The organism is Cognatiyoonia sp. IB215446 (genome assembly GCF_033963825.1).
Taxonomy (GTDB): Bacteria; Pseudomonadota; Alphaproteobacteria; order Rhodobacterales; family Rhodobacteraceae; genus Yoonia.
Genome location: NZ_JAXBMD010000002.1, coordinates 1,031,509 through 1,049,210, shown reverse-complemented (window position 1 = coordinate 1,049,210; position 17,702 = coordinate 1,031,509). Strand labels below are relative to the sequence as shown.

Here is a 17,702-nt window from a genome sequence, read left to right as displayed (position 1 = left end):
TTGGCGGTGATGTAGGCGCATACCCGCCGCGCGTCCAGATTAAAGGGTGACGGTGACGACTTTCTGCCCTTTGACGGCGAGCCCCACCTGCCCTTCACAAAGCCGGATCGCATCCTGACCAAAGACCTCGCGCCGCCAGCCCTTCAGCGCGGGGACATCCCGGTCGCCGGCGGCAAGCGCATCGAGATCAGCGGAAGACGCAATTAGCTTTTGCGCCACGCCCTCATCATCGGTTTTGGATTTGAGAAGCACGCGCAGCATGTCGGCCAAGGCGGGGTTGACCTGCAGCTTGGCGCGGCTTTGGTCGGCTTGCGGCATATCCTCCGGGGCGACGGCGAGGCCCGCCTTGATACTGGCGATGATCCCCTCGGCAATGTCGCCTTTTCGGGCCTCGCGCAGCAAAAGGCGAGACCGGCCCAGATCCTGTTCGGTCTGCGGCTTGGTCGACGCAAGTTCGACCAGCGCATCATCCTTGAAAACCCGATTGCGGGGGATGTTCCGCTCTTGCGCATATGCCTCGCGAAAGCGCGCCAATTCGCGCACGATGGCCAGAAAGCGGCCCGACGTCGTGCGGGTCTTGATCCGGCGCCATGCCTCATCCGGGTCGGATTGATAGGTGGCGGGGTCCTTCAGCAGCGCCATTTCCTCGGCCACCCATTTCTTGCGCCCCGACTTCTGCAATCTGTCTGACAGATACTCGTAGATGTCGCGCAAGTGAGTCACGTCGGCCAAAGCGTATTTCGCCTGCGCCTCGGTCAGCGGACGTCGTGACCAATCGGTGAAACGCGAGGATTTGTCCAAACTGGATTTTGCGATCTTGCGCACAAGCGTCTCGTAACCCACCTGCTCTCCGAAACCGCAGACCATGGCGGCGACCTGCGTGTCAAAAAGAGGCTCCGGGATCACGCCTGCATCGACAAAGAAAATCTCAAGATCCTGACGCGCCGCATGAAACACCTTGACCACACCGACATCGCGAAAAAGGTCATAAAGCGGGGCGAGCGACAGCCCCTCCTCCAGCGGATCAACCAGAACCGCGTCTTCCCCCGTCTCATCCTGATAGGCCAGCTGGACAAGGCAGAGCTTTGAATAATAAGTCCGCTCGCGCAAAAACTCTGTATCGACAGTGACATAGGGACGTTTTGCAGCTTCAGCACAGAATGCGGCCAGCGCATCAGTCGTCGTGACTTTTTTCATTCTTGTTCCGTGACGCGTAGGGACCCCCGCCCAACCGTTAACGGTGGTTTAAGTGAAATTGCAGTGGAATAAAAGCCGGTCAGCGCGGAACGTCGCTTAGTGGCCGAGCAAGACCGGCGTTTTGTCCTCTGCTGCGAAGCGGCGCAGGACAGCAGGGTAAAGCTGATGCTCCAAAGGCAAGAGCCGTGCTGCAAGCGTTTCGGCCGTATCATCCGGGCGGATGTCAATCCGGGCCTGCCCCAGAATAGGACCATCATCGAGGGCGGCGGTGGCCTCGTGCACGGTGCATCCGTGGATCTTATCGCCTGCCGCCAGTGCGCGCGCGTGGGTTTCCAGCCCTTTGTATTTCGGCAAGAGCGACGGATGGATGTTGAGCATGCACCCTTCCCATTTGCTGACGAAATCCGCCGTGAGGATGCGCATAAAGCCGGCAAGACAGATGATATCGACTTTGGCAGTGACCAGAGCTTGATGCAGCGCGCCCTCAAATGCAGCGCGATCCTTCCCGAAGGGTTTGTGATCAATAGCAAACGTGGGGATATGCAAAGCCCGGGCCTTTGCCAGCCCCCCGGCCTGAGGATCATTGGAGATGACAAGTACGGGCCGGGCCGGATGATCGCCCGTCATCGATTGGGCGAGTGCAACCATGTTCGACCCGCTGCCCGAGATCAGGATCGCGACGCGTTTCGTCACAAAAGTGCGCCGTGATAGCGGATGTCGTCCCCTGCGCTCACGCGCCCGATCTCAAACACCTCTTCGCCTGATGCTTTGAAGGCGTCCATTGCTGCTGACTTCGCCTCTGGCGCGCAGATTATGGCGAACCCGACCCCGCAATTGAACGTTTTCAGCATCTCAGGCTCGGCAATACCGCCGGTTTTGGCAAGCCACGCAAAGATCGGCGGTAAGGTCCAGGCGTTCAGATCGATCTCTGCGGTCAGCCCTTCTGGCAAGATCCGCGGGAGATTTTCAGTAAGGCCACCGCCGGTGATGTGGGCGTAGGCGTGCACGGCTTGTGCATGATGCGCGGCGCTTGCAGGGCGGACGTAGATGCGGGTCGGTTGCAAGAGGGCTGCGCCCAGCGTTCCCGCACCCCAAGGACAATCGTCTTCCCAGCCTAAGCCCGACATTTCGACAATCCGGCGCACCAAGGAATAGCCGTTTGAATGGATGCCGTCCGATGCAACGCCAAGGATCACATCACCTTCCTGCACCTCTTTCGGCAGATGATTGCCCCGCTCCATCGCGCCGACGGCAAAGCCAGCGAGGTCAAAGTCGCCCGACTGATACATGCCGGGCATCTCGGCTGTTTCACCACCGATCAGGGCGCATTCAGCTTTCTCGCAACCCGCCGCGATGCCCTTGATCACCGCCTCGGCACTATCCAGATCCAATTTGCCAGTCGCAAAATAATCAAGGAAAAACAAGGGTTCCGCGCCCTGACAGATCAGGTCGTTGACACACATCGCCACCAGATCAATGCCAATACCGTCGACATTTCCGGTCTCAATCGCGATCCGCAGTTTCGTGCCAACACCGTCAGTCGCCGCCACAAGAACGGGATCGACATAGCCCGCCGCTTTTAGATCAAAAAGGCCACCAAAGCCCCCCAACCCCGCCATGACTCCCGACCGCTCTGTCCGCTTGGCGGCCGGTTTGATCCGCTCAACCAGCGCATTGCCTGCATCGATGTCCACGCCCGCGTCGGAATAGGTCAGGCCGTTTTTGGTCATGGGGCGTCTCCCGTCAGATTTGCGCCGGTCGTTACCGCATCGCTGTGGCAAAGGGAACAAGGATTTGCAGCCCCGACCGAATGCATATTCTGGCTTGACCACCCTGCAGCTTCTGACTACGCCAAGTGCCGGAGGGCCTGTAGCTCAATTGGTTAGAGCAGAGCGCTCATAACGCTTTGGTTGCGGGTTCAAGTCCTGCCGGGCCTACCACCTCCGTTTTTCGTATACAAATGCATACAGAAGACTTTTCGTACGCATTCCTTTACGCTATTGCAGCAAAAGGATCACCAGCGAGTGCGGAGCGCGGATATGTCGAAGATCAAGGTCGAAAACCCTATTGTTGAACTCGACGGGGACGAAATGACCCGCATCATGTGGGATTTCATCAAGCAAAAGCTGATCTTACCTTATCTGGATATCGACCTGCTCTATTATGACCTCGCGATGGAAGTGCGTGACGAGACGAACGACCAGATCACCATCGACGCGGCCGAAAAGATCAAAGAAGTCGGTGTGGGCGTCAAATGCGCGACGATTACGCCGGATGAGGCGCGGGTTGAGGAGTTTGGCCTCAAGAAGATGTGGCGCTCTCCAAACGGAACGATCCGCAACATTCTGGGCGGCGTGGTGTTCCGTGCACCCATCATATGCAAGAACGTTCCCCGGTTGGTTCCCGGATGGACCGACCCGATTGTGATTGGCCGCCACGCCTTTGGGGATCAGTACAAGGCGACCGACTTTCTGATGCCCGGTCCCGGCAAACTGACCATGAAGTTCGAAGGCGAAGACGGCACGATCATCGAAAAAGAGGTCTTTGACAGCCCGTCTGCCGGTGTTGCGATGGGGATGTATAACCTTGATGCCTCCATCATCGACTTCGCCCGTGCTTCCTTCAATTACGGCCTGAATCTGGGCTGGCCGGTTTATCTTTCGACCAAGAACACAATCCTCAAAGCCTATGACGGACGCTTCAAGGACCTGTTTGAGAAAGTGTTTGAGGAGGAATTCAAAGAGAAATTCGATGAATTGGGGATTGAGTACCAGCATCGCCTGATCGACGACATGGTCGCCTCGGCCATGAAATGGTCGGGCAAGTTTGTCTGGGCCTGCAAGAATTACGACGGCGACGTCCAATCAGACACGGTCGCCCAAGGCTTTGGGTCTTTGGGTCTGATGACGTCGCAGCTCATGACACCCGATGGCAAAATTGTTGAAGCTGAAGCCGCCCACGGCACCGTCACCCGTCACTATCGTCAGCATCAGGCAGGTCAGGCAACATCAACGAACTCCATCGCGTCCATCTTTGCATGGACCGGCGGGCTGAAGCATCGCGCTAAGCTCGACGACAACGCACAGCTCCAAGCCTTTGCCGAGACCTTGGAAAAGGTGATCGTCGACACGGTGGAAAGCGGTTTCATGACCAAGGATCTGGCCCTTCTTGTGGGCCCGGACCAAGGTTGGCTCACCACCGAAGGCTTCCTAGAGAAGATCGACGAAAACCTGAACGCTGCGATGTAAGGCTGAGTGGGCGGGGACCACCTTAATCGCCCTCGCCGCAGGCACCCTTCCTTAGGGTTCCTGATCAATCACGAATGTGCCAACGCCATCAAAGCTGTCAGCGCCGACATTAACATCGATATCGAGCACACCACCAAGCTCAACGGCATTTGGCCCATAAAAGGTTGCATCAATTGATGATCCGCCACCAGAACATCCGGTATCGCAGCTCAGAGACCCGTCAAAACCGTTCTCTGAAATGGCCAAGTTGTCAGCGGACAAATCGACATCCGTCGCCCCGTTCAATCGCCCATCCAGGTCTACGTCTGCATTTCCTGAGCCGGTAAAATCTACAACGACCGTGATCTGGCCTTCATAGTCGGTTTGCGTGTTCGACGACCCGTTCAGCGATCCGAAGGCGAGAAAATCACCGCTATATGTTGCTGTGCCACTTGTCCGGGCCGCAATTTGAGAGGGGTTCGTCTCAAACCCAAACACATAGGCCTGCTCGCCGTCAATACTGCCCGTACCGGCTGACACCTGAACTTCCAGTGCTGCAGCATATGTACCAGCACGGTCGGGTTCAAAGACGACCACTACGTTTTCACCTGTCGGCAGGGTCCCCGCGCCATTTGTAATGTCGACGCTTTGCCCAAAAATCTCAATACGACCATCAATATTGGCCGTACCACCATTAAAGAAGCCAGCGTCCAAGGTGATTGTCGCATCTTCAATACTGGGGCCATTGCCAGCCTGAAAACTGGCAGAGCGCATGGTTACGTCTGCACCTTCTGCGTCAGAGAGTTCTTGCCCGTTGGCACCGAAGTCTAAACCATTCGTACCGCTCGAAGAGCCACCGCCGCCGCCACTGCCACCGCCGCTGGATGAGCTGCCACCACCCCCCCCGCAGGCCGCGAGCGCAAGCATTCCAACCAGAACAACGGCTGACCTCAACAAGCTGATCTTCATCTAGACTTCCTATGGCTTCATTTTCATCGGTACCGGTATTGCAACTTTAGGGCCAAATGTTGACACGACGATAATGCGAGGCGCCGAACCGGTGATTTCTTGCCTGTCCCTGATGCCAGTTGAATACTCGTTTTGACCTACCGCCTTTAGGGGCTGGCCTTTGCTGCAATTGCACGCTATCCGCGCCGCAACTTACCCAAAAGGCTGCAGGCAATGGATATCCGCAATATCGCGATCATCGCGCATGTTGACCACGGCAAGACGACGCTGGTTGATGAACTCCTCAAACAATCGGGCGTTTTCCGCGACAATGAGGCGATCACCGAACGCGCGATGGACAGCAACGATATTGAACGTGAGCGGGGCATCACGATCCTTGCCAAATGCACATCAGTCGAATGGAAAGGGACCCGGATCAATATCGTCGACACGCCCGGCCACGCCGATTTCGGCGGCGAAGTGGAACGGATTCTGTCGATGGTGGATGGTGTCGTCCTGCTCGTCGATGCCGCGGAAGGTCCGATGCCGCAGACGAAATTTGTGACGTCAAAGGCGCTCGCTTTGGGTCTGCGCCCCATCGTTGTCGTCAACAAGGTCGACAAGCCGGATGGAGAGCCGGATAAGGCTATTGATGCGGTGTTTGACCTATTCGCCGCGTTGGATGCAACGGATGAGCAACTGGATTTCCCGGCGATGTATGCGTCCGGACGGTCAGGCTGGTGTGATGCGGAGCTTGATGGTCCGCGCGAGAACCTTGATGCGCTCTTTGATCTGATCGTCGACCATGTGCCGACACCGGCCCAGATTAGCCGCAAGGATGAACCGTTTCAGATGCTCGCGACGACCCTCTCGGCCGATCCGTTCATCGGGCGCATTCTGACGGGCCGGGTTGAGGCAGGCACGCTCAAGGCTGGCGATACGGTAAAGGCCCTGTCGCGCGAGGGCGACAAGATCGAGCAGTTCCGCGTCTCGAAAGTGCTCGCTTTCCGTGGATTAGCACAGCAACCGATTGATCTGGCCGAGGCAGGCGACATCGTCACTATCGCGGGCATGACCAAGGCAACGGTGGCCGACACCCTCTGCGATGTCAGTATCAATACACCGATCCCCGCGCAGCCGATTGACCCGCCAACCATCACAGTCACCTTTGGCATCAATGACAGCCCGCTGGCCGGTCGTGACGGCAAAAAGGTGCAATCCCGCGTCATCCGTGAGCGGTTGCTGAAAGAGGCTGAAGTCAACGTGGCCATCAAGATCGCCGATACGCCCGGCGGCGACGCGTTTGAGGTGTCGGGCCGTGGAGAGCTCCAGATGGGCGTGCTCATCGAAAACATGCGTCGGGAAGGCTTTGAGCTGTCGATTTCGCGCCCGCAGGTGATCTTTACCGAAGAAGCGGGTGAGCGCATGGAACCGGTCGAAGAGGTGACGATTGATGTGGACGACGAATATACCGGTGTTGTCGTCGAAAAACTGACCGGGCCCCGCAAGGGCGATCTGGTTGAGATGAAACCCGCCGGTGCAGGCAAAACGCGCATCATCGCGCATGTTCCGTCACGCGGGCTGATTGGCTATCACGGCGAGTTTCTGACGGATACGCGCGGCTCTGGCGTGCTGAACCGGCTCTTCCACGGCATGACGCCCTACAAGGGCAAGATCGACGGGCGTCGGCAAGGTGTGTTGATTTCGATGGAAAACGGCACTTCTGTCGCCTTTGCGCTTTGGAACCTTGAAGAGCGCGGCAAGATGTTCATTGGCGCGCAAGAGGCCGTGTATACCGGTATGATCATCGGGGAACATAGCCGCGAAAACGATCTTGAGGTGAACCCGCTGAAGGGCAAGAAGCTCACCAATATCCGCGCATCCGGCAGTGATGAAGCCGTGCGGCTCACCCCTCCCACAATCATGTCACTGGAGCAGGCGATTGCCTACATTGACAATGACGAACTGGTCGAAGTGACGCCCAACGCCGTGAGGCTGCGCAAACGCTATCTCGACCCGCATGAACGCAAGCGGCAAGCACGCGCTGGTTGAGCCAGGCAAAGTTTCATCGAAACTTTGGCAACAGACTTTCTGCGAAAGTCTGCCTACGCGGGCTTAACGACAGCGTCGGTGCTGATCCGTGCTGGCGTGATCACCGATGCATACCAACCGCCATGTCCGCGCATGGCATTATAGCCGCCCGATCCCAGTTCCGTTTCCATCCGGGAACAGGGCGGACATGGGCCTTGTAGGTCAATGATGGCATCGCCGATCTGCAGAGGTCCTTTGCGGATCGCAAGAAGGTTCAGCCCGGAAACGACGAGATTGCGTCGTAACTGTTCAGGTGCGATACGCGCATGTCCGGACAAGGCGGCGATGACTGGCAGATATTCTGCCTGAATCAGGGTCACGGCTCGTTTGCCTGCACGACCATGATCACCGACCAAACCAGCCTCCGTCAGCTCCGCTTCACTGACGATATTGAGCGGAGCGTGTCGCGCAGCGCGCAGACCAATCCATTCGAGGCGCCCCGGCACCGCGTGTCGCGCCATCATCTCGGCCAGCTGGCCTTTCACGCAAGCTCTTCGACGATACTCAATTCGCGCTGACTGGCCCCTTTGGCAAAACTCAGCGCCTCCTGATAAGCGTCCGAATAGTAGCAATCATGCGCCGCCTGCAAGCTGGAAAAGCGCGCAACCACATTACGGGGGCGATCTGGACCCTCCAACTGCTCATAAGCGCCGCCGCGTGCCAGAAAGACACCGCCATGATCGGCAATCGCGCCCGTCGCGCGTTTGGCATACTCGCCATAGGCCGCCTCGTCCGTGACCTTCACATGGGCAATCCAGAGTGCGCTCATGACAATTCCTCCAAGACTTTCTTTGCCGCAGCGAAAGCGCCCTCGGCGTTTTCCGCAGACGCTCCACCACCCTGCGCCATATCCGGGCGGCCCCCACCGCCCTTTCCGCCTAATTCCGGGGTCGCCGCACGCAAAATATCCACCGCCGATACCCGGCCCGTCATGTCGTCGGTTACGCCGACAGCCACTGCCGCCTTGCCGCCCGTATCGGCGATCAGCATCACAGCCCCGCTACCCATCTGCGCCTTGATCTCGTCAATGAGCGACGGCAGATCCTTGCCCGTCACGCCGCTGAGAACCTGCGCCTGAAACGCGACGCCATTGATGACCTCGGACGGTGTAGCCGCTTTCGCGCCGCCGCCCATCGCCATCTCACGACGTAACTGCGCAACCTCATTGGCGAGTGACCTGCGTTCTTCGAGAAGCGCCTTCACCCGGTCAGCAACTTCGGCAGCAGGCGCCTTGAGCGCTAGAGCCGCTTGTGACAGCCGGTGATCCTGCTGGCGCAGGTAGTCCAACGCCGCCTGCCCGGTCAGCGCCTCGATCCGGCGCACCCCTGCGCTGGAGGCACTGTCGCCCAGGGTCACAAAGGTGCCGATTTCACCCAATTGCCTGACATGCGTGCCACCGCAAAGCTCAAGCGAATAGGTGTGCCCGTCCGTGCCCTTACCCGACCCCTCCTTGCGGCCCATGGAGACGACGCGCACCTCATCACCATATTTCTCGCCAAAAAGCGCCTGCGCGCCCATTGCGCGCGCATCATCCGGTGTCATGATCCGTGTCTCGACGCTGCCGTTCTGGCGAATGACGGCATTTACGTCACGCTCGATCTGTTCAAGCTCTTCCAGCGATACGGCCTTGTTATGGCTGAAATCAAACCGCAACCGATCCGGCGCATTGAGCGACCCGCGCTGCACCACATGATCGCCCAGGGTTTCGCGCAATGCCTCGTTCAACAGATGGGTGGCAGAATGGTTCGCCTGAATCTGACTGCGCCGCTGGGGATCGACCCGCAAAGCAGCGCCCTGCCCTTTGCTGAGCGCCCCTTGCGTGACCTTGGCGAAATGCACATAGACATCAGTCACCTTCTTTGTGTCCGTGATCTCAGCGGTCCCGGTTTCGGTCGTCAGGATACCTGCATCGCCGACCTGACCGCCCGCCTCTGCATAAAACGGCGTCTGGTTCAGAACAATCTGTACGTCAGCCGCAGCCTCGTCAGTCAAAGCACCATCCACGACCAAAGCGACGATCTGACCCTCAGCCTCTAACGTGTCGTATCCCAGAAAGTCGGTGCTACCGCTGGCATCCGCGACATCAAACCAGATAGCGCTATCAGCAGCCTCGCCCGTACCGGACCATGCGGCGCGCGCCTTCGCTTTCTGCGCCGCCATCGCTGCGTCAAAACCATCAGTGTCGACAGCGCGCCCCTTTTCACGCAATGCATCCTGTGTCAGGTCGAGGGGGAAGCCATATGTGTCATAAAGCTTAAACGCCGCTTCGCCCGGCAAAGCCGCATCTTCGAGCAAGCCCGACAACTCATCTTCAAGCAGTTTCAGCCCACGGTCGAGCGTCTGCTTGAACCGCACCTCTTCGTTCAAGAGCGTCTCTTCGATCAGCTTCTGGCCCTGCCCCAGCTCCGGGTAAGCCGCGCCCATCTTCTGCACCAGCGCAGGGACGAGCCGATGCATCACCGGGTCCTTGCTGCCCAAAAGATGCGCATGCCGCATCGCGCGCCGCATGATCCGGCGCAGGACGTAGCCGCGCCCTTCATTGGACGGCAGCACGCCCTCAGCGATCAGGAAAGAGGTGGAGCGTAGATGGTCCGCGATCACCCGATGGTGGGTGTTGCCGTCGCCATCAGGATCGGTGGATGTCGCATCCGCAGACGCCTCAATCAGGGCGCGCATCAGGTCCGTGTCGTAATTGTCGTGCTTTCCCTGCAGCAATGCACCAATCCGCTCCAACCCCATGCCCGTATCAATCGACTGCATCGGGAGTGGCGTCATCGAGCCGTTGTCGAACTGCTCATCCTGCATGAACACGAGGTTCCAGATCTCGATGAACCTGTCACCGTCTTCCTCAGCTGATCCCGGAGGACCGCCCCAGATATGATCGCCGTGATCATAGAAAATCTCGGTGCAGGGTCCGCAAGGTCCCGTCGGCCCCATGCGCCAGAAGTTGTCATCTGTCGCGATGCGGATGATCCGGTCTTCTGGCACACCGATTTTCTTCCAAAGATCAAAGGCTTCGTCATCCGTGTGATAAACGGTCGTCAGCAAACGCGACGCATCAATTTCGAAATCTTTGGTGAGGAGCTCCCAAGCAAAAGGGATCGCTTCGGACTTGAAGTAGTCACCAAAGCTGAAATTCCCCAGCATTTCGAAAAACGTATGATGCCGGGCCGTGTAACCCACATTGTCGAGGTCATTGTGCTTGCCGCCAGCCCGCACACATTTCTGGCTTGTGGTCGCACGCTTGTAGTCGCGCGTCTCAACCCCGGTGAATAGGTTCTTGAACTGCACCATCCCTGAATTGGCGAACATCAGCGTCGGGTCGTTGCGCGGCACCAGCGGGCTGGAGGCCACGACCGCATGACCCTGCTTTTCAAAGTAGGACAGAAAGGTCGATCGGATGTCAGCAAGGCTGGTCATGGCAGGCTTTCGATGCGTTGTGTTTCACTGGCTGCGAGAAATAGCCTCGGCCCAAGGTGCTGTCCACAGCGCCTGACGAAAAAGGGTGCCGCGATTGCGACACCCCTTCCCAGGTATTCTATCACCATGTAGCGATGCAGTCGTTTCAGACAGCACCCAATGCGTATGTTCAGACCTCGACCAGATCATCATCGCCATCATCATGGCTGCCTTCGGGCAGGTCAAAATCGAGCCCGTGGGCCGCTCGGATTTTGTCCTCAATCTCCAAAGCCACCGACGGATTTTCTTTCAGGAACAGCTTGGAATTCTCACGCCCTTGTCCAATCCGCTCATCGCCGTAAGAGAACCAGGCGCCGGATTTCTCGACCACCCCGGCCTTGACGCCAAGGTCCAGAAGTTCGCCCATCTTCGAGATGCCTTCGCCATACATGATGTCGAATTCGACCTGCTTGAAGGGCGGTGCGACCTTGTTTTTCACCACTTTCACACGGGTTGCGTTTCCCACAACCTCGTCGCGATCCTTCAACGCACCGATACGGCGAATATCAAGGCGGACAGAGGCGTAGAATTTTAATGCATTACCGCCCGTTGTTGTCTCAGGCGAGCCAAACATGACGCCGATTTTCATCCGGATCTGGTTGATAAAGATCACCATGCAGCCGGAGCGGTTGATGGAGCCGGTAAGCTTGCGCATCGCCTGGCTCATCAGGCGGGCATGCACACCGACGCTGCTGTCGCCCATGTCACCTTCAAGCTCGGACTTCGGCGTCAATGCCGCAACTGAGTCGACGATCACCATGTTCACAGCACCGGAGCGGACCAGCGTATCGACAATCTCAAGCGCCTGCTCACCGGTGTCTGGCTGCGAAATCAGCAGTTCGTCCAGATTGACGCCCAGTTTCTTGGCGTAGGCCGGGTCCAGCGCGTGTTCCGCATCCACAAAAGCGCAGACACCGCCCTTTTTCTGCTCTTCGGCAATGGCATGCAGCGTCAGCGTGGTCTTTCCTGACGATTCTGGCCCGTAAATCTCAATAATCCGGCCCTTGGGCAGCCCACCAATCCCAAGCGCGATGTCCAGACCGAGCGAGCCGGTCGACGTCGCCTCGATATCCGCCTGCGGGTTATTCGCCCCCAGCTTCATGATCGAGCCTTTGCCGAATTGCCGCTCAATCTGCGCCAGCGCCGATTCCAGCGCCTTTTCCTTATCCGCAGTCTTCTTGTTATCCATTTTGAGGAGTTCTGCCGTTGCCATCTTTCCTGTCCTTATTTCATGCAGCCCGGCGGGCGGCAATCACTGCTTTGTTCTCATTGTGTTCTCAAACCTTAATGAGATCAAAACCAGAACATTGCAACATAAATTTTACACATTCACCTTCAGGCAAAACTGGTTAAAGATTGGTTTATCGGCGCGAAGCCGAACAGACAAAGACGAAGGGCACGCCATAAATGCTTGTTTTCTGGAAGGAAAATCTTGTCCTTTTGGCCGTGCCGAAAACAGGCTCAACGGCGCTTGAAGGCGCTTTGGCCCCCCGCGCCTCCATGGTCCTGCGCGACCCGCCGCATCTCAAACACGCGCCCTGCTATCGCTACAAACGATTCCTCAAGCCGTTTTTCGTGCAGGCGGGCGGGCAGAAACCGGAACTGATGGCCGTGGTGCGCAACCCGATTGACTGGCTCGGCAGTTGGTACCGCTACCGCACACGCCCCGATCTGATCGGCCATGAGAACTCCACGCGCGATGTTAGCTTTGATGAATTCTGCCTTGAATACTGCAAGGGCTCCCCCGCCCCCTTCGCCAATGTCGGATCACAGAACAAGTTCCTGCGGATCAACGACGGCGAAATCGGCGCGCAGCACCTTTTCCAATACGAGCAATGGGACAAGGTCATCGGCTATCTGGAAGAGCGTTTGGACCTAACGATCACGCTAAAGCAGAAGAACGTGTCGCCGAAGATGGAAATCGATATCTCGCCCGGAGTCGAAGCGAAACTGAGAGACAAGCGCGCTGCCGAGTTTGAAATCTGGGAAATGGGTCGACGATAGGCTTTCTCACATATTCAACACAGTTGGCCACCGCGCAAAGCCAGCAAAACGAGGCAATCATGACAATCCAAAGAATAAATGCCAGCGATGGAGCAACGCCATTTGGCGCTTATGCGCAGGCACTCGAAGTCGCAAATACGAGCCGGCGGGTCTATGTGAGCGGCCAAGCGCCCGTCACACCAGACGGTCATCTACCCGACACTTTCAAAGGCCAAGCAGAAGCAGTTTGGGACAACATCCTTGCGCAGCTACGTGCCGCAGGTATGGAAGCTGAGAACATTGTCAAAGCAACGACCTATTTGGCTGACCGGCAGTACAGAGACGAGAATCGAGATGTACGCATGGCCAAACTGAATGGACATACCTTTGCACTGACCGTCGTTCTCGCTGGCATGTTTGAGGAAGGGTGGCTGCTGGAAATAGACGCAATCGCGGAGAAATAAGGTCTCCTGCAAAGCATTGAAACAGACCGCAACCGATCAAAAACTTTACGTGTTTCGCCCATCAGATCACCGCAGTTTCAAGAAATTGCGCCGGAAATAACGTCTGACTTCGTTGTAAATGCAGAACCAACTCAACGGAGATGATCATGCAAAAGGCACTCACCCGTAACTTCACCGCAAGCGCGTTGATCGTGATGCTCCCCCTCTTGGCGCATGCACAAGACCGTACGCAGCCAATTCGCGACATCACTAAGATCAGTATTGACGAGCAGGCGCTGCGCAGCGCCGTGACCTCGCGAACCCTAACATGGCTGACGGGTACGCCGGCCAACAATGACCACATCTCGGTCGGTCGAGTTGCCAATTTCTTCGGTTTTGTAGGTATGCGCGTTGCGAGTGGTCACAGCCTGACCCGCAGCGCCGTTGCACGCGATGCATTGATCGTTCTGGATGACACGCAGCGCGCGGTCCTGTTTTCCTTGCTCGAAGCTGATGACGACGCCCTTCAACAAACGGCCCTTGCACGTATTGAAATGAATCGTGCCTTGGAAGGGCTGCTGAACAACCAAACAATCACACAAGAAGCTTTTCTTGAGCTCGGCCGCGCCTATGGCGAAAGCGAAGCTGAACTTGGGCGCGTCATCGGACAAGCCTTCGGTGATATTGCGCAAACACTCACACCAAGTCAGCAAGAGGCATTTCTTGCGATCCGTGCGGCACATGTATCTGGTCAGGCGGATCAGATAACCCCGCTGCGGATGCAGACCGGGCTTTCTCGCGATGAACGGCAGGACCTCGCAAACCTCGCCTCTCGCCTGCTCAGCTGGACAACTGGAACCACTGAATACAATGACTTTTTGGTGGTCGGAAAGCCAAGCCAGCACTTTGGGTTCGTGAGCTTACGGTCGACTTCGACGCATGGTATTAGCAGAGGCGAAGTGGCCAAAGATGTGTGGAACATCCTTACAACCGAACAGCAGAACATGCTTGATGCGGCTGTCGCCCACAACCTTGAAGCATTTGATGATCTACGGATTGTCAGATCTCAGCTTATGCGCGCGCTGGAGGCTGCTTTAGACGGCGATGTTATCCCAGCCAGTGAAGTCCGCCGTCTTGGAGCAGAGATGGGAATGATTGAGGCGCGCATGACATGGGCGCAAGCAAACGCAATTCTGCAAGTTCGCGACCACATGTCAGAAGCACAATTTGCCCAACTCAGCGCCCTACGTCCAAGTTAAGCCGCAGATCCCTGATCGTTATCGCGTCAGCGTCCTCTGCACCGCATCCTGCCAGCCTGCATAGCGACGCTCTCGCGTTCTTTCATCCATCTGTGGCTCAAATCGCCGATCAAGCGCCCAGCTCGTCCCGAAACCGGCTTGATCCGGATAGAGTCCAGCCTTCATTCCGGCGAGCCAGGCAGCGCCAAGTGCCGTGGTCTCCAGCACTTTGGGCCGATCCACGGGCGCGCCGATGATGTCGGAGAGGAACTGCATGGACCAGTCAGAGGCGCTCATCCCACCGTCGACCCGCAAGACGCCATCGGTATCAGAGCTTTGCCAGTCGCTTTTCATCGCCTCAAGCAGGTCGCGAGTCTGGAAACCGACGCTTTCGAGTGCGGCACGTGCGAACTCGGCGGGGCCGGAATTGCGGGTCAGGCCGTAGATGGCGCCGCGCGCCTCCGCATCCCAGTAGGGTGCACCTAGGCCGGTGAAGGCTGGAACCATGTAAAGCTCCTGCCCCGTATCCGCTGTTTCAGCGAGCGGTTGAGTTTCTTTCGCTTCGCGAATGATTTTCAGCCCGTCCCGCAGCCACTGCACCACGGCGCCCGCGATGAAAATGGACCCTTCGAGCGCGTAAGTCGGCTTGCCATCGAACTGGTAGGCGATGGTGCCAAGCAGGCGTTTCTGGCTTTCGACCAGCGTGTCGCCGGTGTTGAGCAGCGCGAAGCAGCCCGTGCCATAGGTGGATTTCAACATACCCGGTTGAAAGCAGGCTTGACCGATGGTGGCCGCCTGCTGATCCCCTGCCACACCCAGAATTGGGAGTTCCTTACCGAAGAGATCGGCGCGCGTGGTGCCGAAGTCAGCGGCACAATCGCGCACCTCCGGCAGCATCGCCATGGGGATGCCGAAACGCTCGCAAATCGTGGTGCTCCACTGCCCCTTGCGGATGTCATAAAGCATCGTGCGGGCGGCGTTGGTGGCATCGGTCGCATGCACCTTCCCGCCGGTCAGCTTCCAGATCAGGTAGCAATCGACGGTGCCAAAGATCAGATCGCCCGCCTCCGCCCGGGCCCTGGCACCTTCCACATTATTGAGGATGTAGTGCACTTTGGTGCCGGAAAAATATGGGTCTGCCAGCAGCCCGGTTTTCTTGGTGATCGTCGCCTCAAACCCTTGCTTGCGCAGTTCTTCGCAAAAGGGAGCGGTGCGCCGGTCTTGCCAGACGATGGCGTTGTGGATCGGCTCGCCCGTGGTCTTGTCCCAGACCAGCGTGGTTTCGCGCTGATTGGTGATGCCGATGGCGGCCACATCTGCGGCAGTGATCCCGGCCTTTTCGATGGCCCCACGGCAGGTGGAGGCAACCGAGGACCAGATGTCAGACGGGTCATGCTCCACCCAGCCTGATTGCGGAAAATGCTGTGTGAATTCTTCTTGCGCGATGGCCTTCACCTGCATCTTTTCGTCAAAGATGATCGCCCGGCTGGATGTGGTGCCCTGATCAATTGCCAGAATATGCGTCATGTCTCCCCCACTTTTTTGCTTTTGTTTCAAGCGGCCATGTGGGCGTCAAGGGCCGCGATCTGATCGGTGGTAAGGCGCAGGCCAAGTTTGGAGCGCCGCCAGACGATGTCTTCTGCGGTCCGTGCATATTCTTTCTCTATCAGCCATGTCACCTCGGCTTCCGTCAGCGTTGCGCCGAAATCCTCTCCCAGATCGGCGACGGACTTGGCTGTGCCGAGGATACTTGCCGCGTCCGTCCCATACCCATTGATCAGACGCTGCGCCCAGGCCTCAGTCAAAAACGGGTAAGCCGCTTGCAGATCGCGGACCAGACGGTCACGCTGACTGACAGGAAAATCGCCACCCGGCAGCGGCGCACGGTCCGTCCAGGGTGCTTCGCCCCCGATCAGAGGTGTCAGCTTCTTTAACGCGTTTTCCGCAAGTTTGCGATACGTTGTGATCTTGCCGCCAAAGATATTCAGCAGCGGCGCGCCATTCTCGTCGAGCGACAGCACATAGTCACGTGTCGCCGCCGTCGCTGATTTCGCGCCATCATCGTAAAGCGGGCGCACGCCGGAATAGGTCCACACTACATCATCGCGCGTGACAGGCTTGTCGAAATATTGCGAGGCGAAGGCGCAAAGATAATCCTGCTCTTCCTCGGTCGCGATGGGTTTCTCCTGCAGGTTCTCATGCTCGGCATCCGTGGTCCCGATCAGTGTGAAATCCGTCTCATACGGAATAGCAAAGATGATCCGCCCGTCTTCGCCCTGAAAGAAATAGCTTTTGTCGTGATCGAAAAGCTTCTTGGTCACGATATGACTGCCACGCACCAAACGGACGCTTTCGGACGTGTTGAGGCGGGCAACCTCGCGCACCACGTTTTCAACCCACGGGCCGCCCGCATTGACCAGCGCACGGGCCGTATAGGTCGTCTGGTCACCGCCTGCCTCTGTCACAATCTCCCAATGATCACTGGCACGGGTCGCGCCGACCACCTTGGTGCGGGTCATGATCTTGGCACCCCGTTCCTCCGCGTCGCGGGCGTTGAGGACGACAAGTCGTGAGTCCTCGATCCAGCAATCGGAGTATTCATAGGCGCGGCGGAACTTGTTCTTCAGCGGTTTGCCCACCGGTTTTGTCGTCAAATCAACGGTCCAGGTTCCGGGCAGGATCTGCCGCCCGCCCAAATTGTCGTAGAGAAACAGACCCAAACGGATCAACCAGGCGGGCCGACGCCCCTTCATCCAGGGCATCACTTTAGTCAGCAGTTTCGAGGTTGGCGTGTCATTCTCAAACCGCATATTCGGGTGATACGGCAGCACAAACCGCATCGGCCACGAGATGTGGGGCATGTTCCGCAACAGCACCTCGCGTTCGATCAGTGCCTTGCGGACAAGGCCGAACTCAAAGAACTCAAGATAGCGCAGGCCACCATGAAAGAGCTTGGTCGAGGCAGAAGACGTGGCCCAAGCCAGATCATTCATCTCGGCCAGCCCGACCTTCAGCCCCCTGCCCGCCGCATCCCGCGCGATCCCGCAGCCATTAATGCCGCCGCCGATAACAAAAACATCAAAATCCGTTTTCATGGCCATCCTCTTAGATTTGAC

The 17,702-nt window shown here is 57.7% G+C and carries 15 protein-coding genes and 1 tRNA gene; 6 read left to right on the top strand and 10 right to left on the bottom strand.

Features of this window, described 5'->3' with window-relative positions:
* Window positions 1-39: 39 nt before the first annotated feature.
* The 3 genes from rnd to purM all read right to left on the bottom strand — a co-directional run bounded on the left by rnd (window position 40) and on the right by purM (window position 2,927).
* Complete coding sequence (gene rnd / locus SLH49_RS12690) at window positions 40-1,197, bottom strand: ribonuclease D (protein ID WP_320269506.1); 1,158 nt, start codon at window positions 1,195-1,197, stop codon at window positions 40-42.
* Between the two features lie 96 nt (window positions 1,198-1,293).
* Window positions 1,294-1,890 carry a phosphoribosylglycinamide formyltransferase gene (gene purN, locus SLH49_RS12685; protein WP_320269505.1) on the bottom strand — a complete coding sequence of 199 codons (597 nt, stop codon included), beginning with the start codon at window positions 1,888-1,890 and terminating at the stop codon, window positions 1,294-1,296.
* Window positions 1,887-2,927 (bottom strand): phosphoribosylformylglycinamidine cyclo-ligase, encoded by a 1,041-nt coding sequence (gene purM, locus SLH49_RS12680; RefSeq protein WP_320269504.1) that lies wholly within the window; start codon window positions 2,925-2,927, stop codon window positions 1,887-1,889. The genes purN and purM overlap by 4 nt, the downstream gene beginning before the upstream one ends.
* Before the next feature lie 133 nt (window positions 2,928-3,060).
* Here purM and SLH49_RS12675 point away from each other — a divergent pair.
* Window positions 3,061-3,137 (top strand) — tRNA-Ile (locus SLH49_RS12675).
* Window positions 3,138-3,236: 99 nt separating this feature from the next.
* Window positions 3,237-4,445 (top strand): NADP-dependent isocitrate dehydrogenase, encoded by a 1,209-nt coding sequence (locus tag SLH49_RS12670; RefSeq protein ID WP_320269503.1) that lies wholly within the window; start codon window positions 3,237-3,239, stop codon window positions 4,443-4,445.
* 51 nt (window positions 4,446-4,496) lie between these two features.
* Here SLH49_RS12670 and SLH49_RS12665 read toward each other — a convergent pair whose 3' ends face one another.
* Window positions 4,497-5,393, bottom strand: coding sequence for a transferrin-binding protein-like solute binding protein (locus SLH49_RS12665; protein WP_320269502.1), 897 nt, complete (start codon window positions 5,391-5,393; stop codon window positions 4,497-4,499).
* A 213-nt stretch (window positions 5,394-5,606) separates the two neighbouring features.
* On the opposite strand from SLH49_RS12665, the gene typA reads away from it, so the two are divergent.
* A complete protein-coding gene (gene typA, locus SLH49_RS12660; RefSeq protein ID WP_320269501.1) occupies window positions 5,607-7,424 on the top strand; it encodes a translational GTPase TypA in 1,818 nt (605 codons plus the stop codon).
* 53 nt (window positions 7,425-7,477) lie between these two features.
* Here typA and SLH49_RS12655 read toward each other — a convergent pair whose 3' ends face one another.
* From SLH49_RS12655 to recA, 4 genes are all read right to left on the bottom strand, one after another.
* Window positions 7,478-7,948 carry an MOSC domain-containing protein gene (locus SLH49_RS12655; RefSeq protein WP_320269500.1) on the bottom strand — a complete coding sequence of 157 codons (471 nt, stop codon included), beginning with the start codon at window positions 7,946-7,948 and terminating at the stop codon, window positions 7,478-7,480.
* Window positions 7,945-8,232: a DUF1330 domain-containing protein gene (locus SLH49_RS12650; RefSeq protein ID WP_320269499.1), complete on the bottom strand. Its 288-nt coding sequence runs from the start codon at window positions 8,230-8,232 to the stop codon at window positions 7,945-7,947. The genes SLH49_RS12655 and SLH49_RS12650 overlap by 4 nt, the downstream gene beginning before the upstream one ends.
* Window positions 8,229-10,883 carry an alanine--tRNA ligase gene (gene alaS / locus SLH49_RS12645; RefSeq protein ID WP_320269498.1) on the bottom strand — a complete coding sequence of 885 codons (2,655 nt, stop codon included), beginning with the start codon at window positions 10,881-10,883 and terminating at the stop codon, window positions 8,229-8,231. Before alaS ends, SLH49_RS12650 begins: the two co-directional genes overlap by 4 nt.
* Before the next feature lie 169 nt (window positions 10,884-11,052).
* Entirely contained in the window at window positions 11,053-12,135 is a 1,083-nt protein-coding gene (gene recA / locus SLH49_RS12640; protein ID WP_320269497.1) for a recombinase RecA, read from the bottom strand.
* Window positions 12,136-12,329: 194 nt separating this feature from the next.
* Here recA and SLH49_RS12635 point away from each other — a divergent pair, with 194 nt between their 5' ends.
* The 3 genes from SLH49_RS12635 to SLH49_RS12625 all read left to right on the top strand — a co-directional run bounded on the left by SLH49_RS12635 (window position 12,330) and on the right by SLH49_RS12625 (window position 14,607).
* The gene (locus tag SLH49_RS12635) at window positions 12,330-12,926 is read left to right on the top strand and encodes a gamma-glutamyl kinase (protein WP_320269496.1); all 597 of its coding nucleotides are present in this window, start codon (window positions 12,330-12,332) and stop codon (window positions 12,924-12,926) included.
* Between the two features lie 59 nt (window positions 12,927-12,985).
* On the top strand, window positions 12,986-13,369 hold the full coding sequence (locus SLH49_RS12630) for a RidA family protein (protein ID WP_320269495.1): 384 nt from the start codon (window positions 12,986-12,988) through the stop codon (window positions 13,367-13,369).
* Between the two features lie 206 nt (window positions 13,370-13,575).
* Window positions 13,576-14,607 carry a hypothetical protein gene (locus tag SLH49_RS12625; protein ID WP_320269494.1) on the top strand — a complete coding sequence of 344 codons (1,032 nt, stop codon included), beginning with the start codon at window positions 13,576-13,578 and terminating at the stop codon, window positions 14,605-14,607.
* An 18-nt stretch (window positions 14,608-14,625) separates the two neighbouring features.
* On the opposite strand, the gene glpK is transcribed toward SLH49_RS12625, so the two are convergent.
* Window positions 14,626-16,113, bottom strand: coding sequence for a glycerol kinase GlpK (gene glpK, locus SLH49_RS12620; protein WP_320269493.1), 1,488 nt, complete (start codon window positions 16,111-16,113; stop codon window positions 14,626-14,628).
* Between the two features lie 26 nt (window positions 16,114-16,139).
* Window positions 16,140-17,681: a glycerol-3-phosphate dehydrogenase gene (gene glpD, locus SLH49_RS12615; protein ID WP_320269492.1), complete on the bottom strand. Its 1,542-nt coding sequence runs from the start codon at window positions 17,679-17,681 to the stop codon at window positions 16,140-16,142.
* Window positions 17,682-17,702 lie beyond the last annotated feature (21 nt).

What these genes read in the sequence shown, in the direction of transcription:
- SLH49_RS12635 (WP_320269496.1), top strand. Translation starts at nt 12,330, where the DNA reads ATGCTTGTTTTCTGGAAGGAAAATCTTGTCCTTTTGGCCGTGCCGAAA.
- SLH49_RS12650 (WP_320269499.1), bottom strand. Translation starts at nt 8,232, where the DNA reads ATGAGCGCACTCTGGATTGCCCATGTGAAGGTCACGGACGAGGCGGCC.
- alaS (WP_320269498.1), bottom strand. Translation starts at nt 10,883, where the DNA reads ATGACCAGCCTTGCTGACATCCGATCGACCTTTCTGTCCTACTTTGAA.
- glpK (WP_320269493.1), bottom strand. Translation starts at nt 16,113, where the DNA reads ATGACGCATATTCTGGCAATTGATCAGGGCACCACATCCAGCCGGGCG.
- recA (WP_320269497.1), bottom strand. Translation starts at nt 12,135, where the DNA reads ATGGCAACGGCAGAACTCCTCAAAATGGATAACAAGAAGACTGCGGAT.
- SLH49_RS12630 (WP_320269495.1), top strand. Translation starts at nt 12,986, where the DNA reads ATGACAATCCAAAGAATAAATGCCAGCGATGGAGCAACGCCATTTGGC.
- SLH49_RS12670 (WP_320269503.1), top strand. Translation starts at nt 3,237, where the DNA reads ATGTCGAAGATCAAGGTCGAAAACCCTATTGTTGAACTCGACGGGGAC.
- typA (WP_320269501.1), top strand. Translation starts at nt 5,607, where the DNA reads ATGGATATCCGCAATATCGCGATCATCGCGCATGTTGACCACGGCAAG.
- purM (WP_320269504.1), bottom strand. Translation starts at nt 2,927, where the DNA reads ATGACCAAAAACGGCCTGACCTATTCCGACGCGGGCGTGGACATCGAT.
- SLH49_RS12665 (WP_320269502.1), bottom strand. Translation starts at nt 5,393, where the DNA reads ATGAAGATCAGCTTGTTGAGGTCAGCCGTTGTTCTGGTTGGAATGCTT.
- rnd (WP_320269506.1), bottom strand. Translation starts at nt 1,197, where the DNA reads ATGAAAAAAGTCACGACGACTGATGCGCTGGCCGCATTCTGTGCTGAA.
- glpD (WP_320269492.1), bottom strand. Translation starts at nt 17,681, where the DNA reads ATGAAAACGGATTTTGATGTTTTTGTTATCGGCGGCGGCATTAATGGC.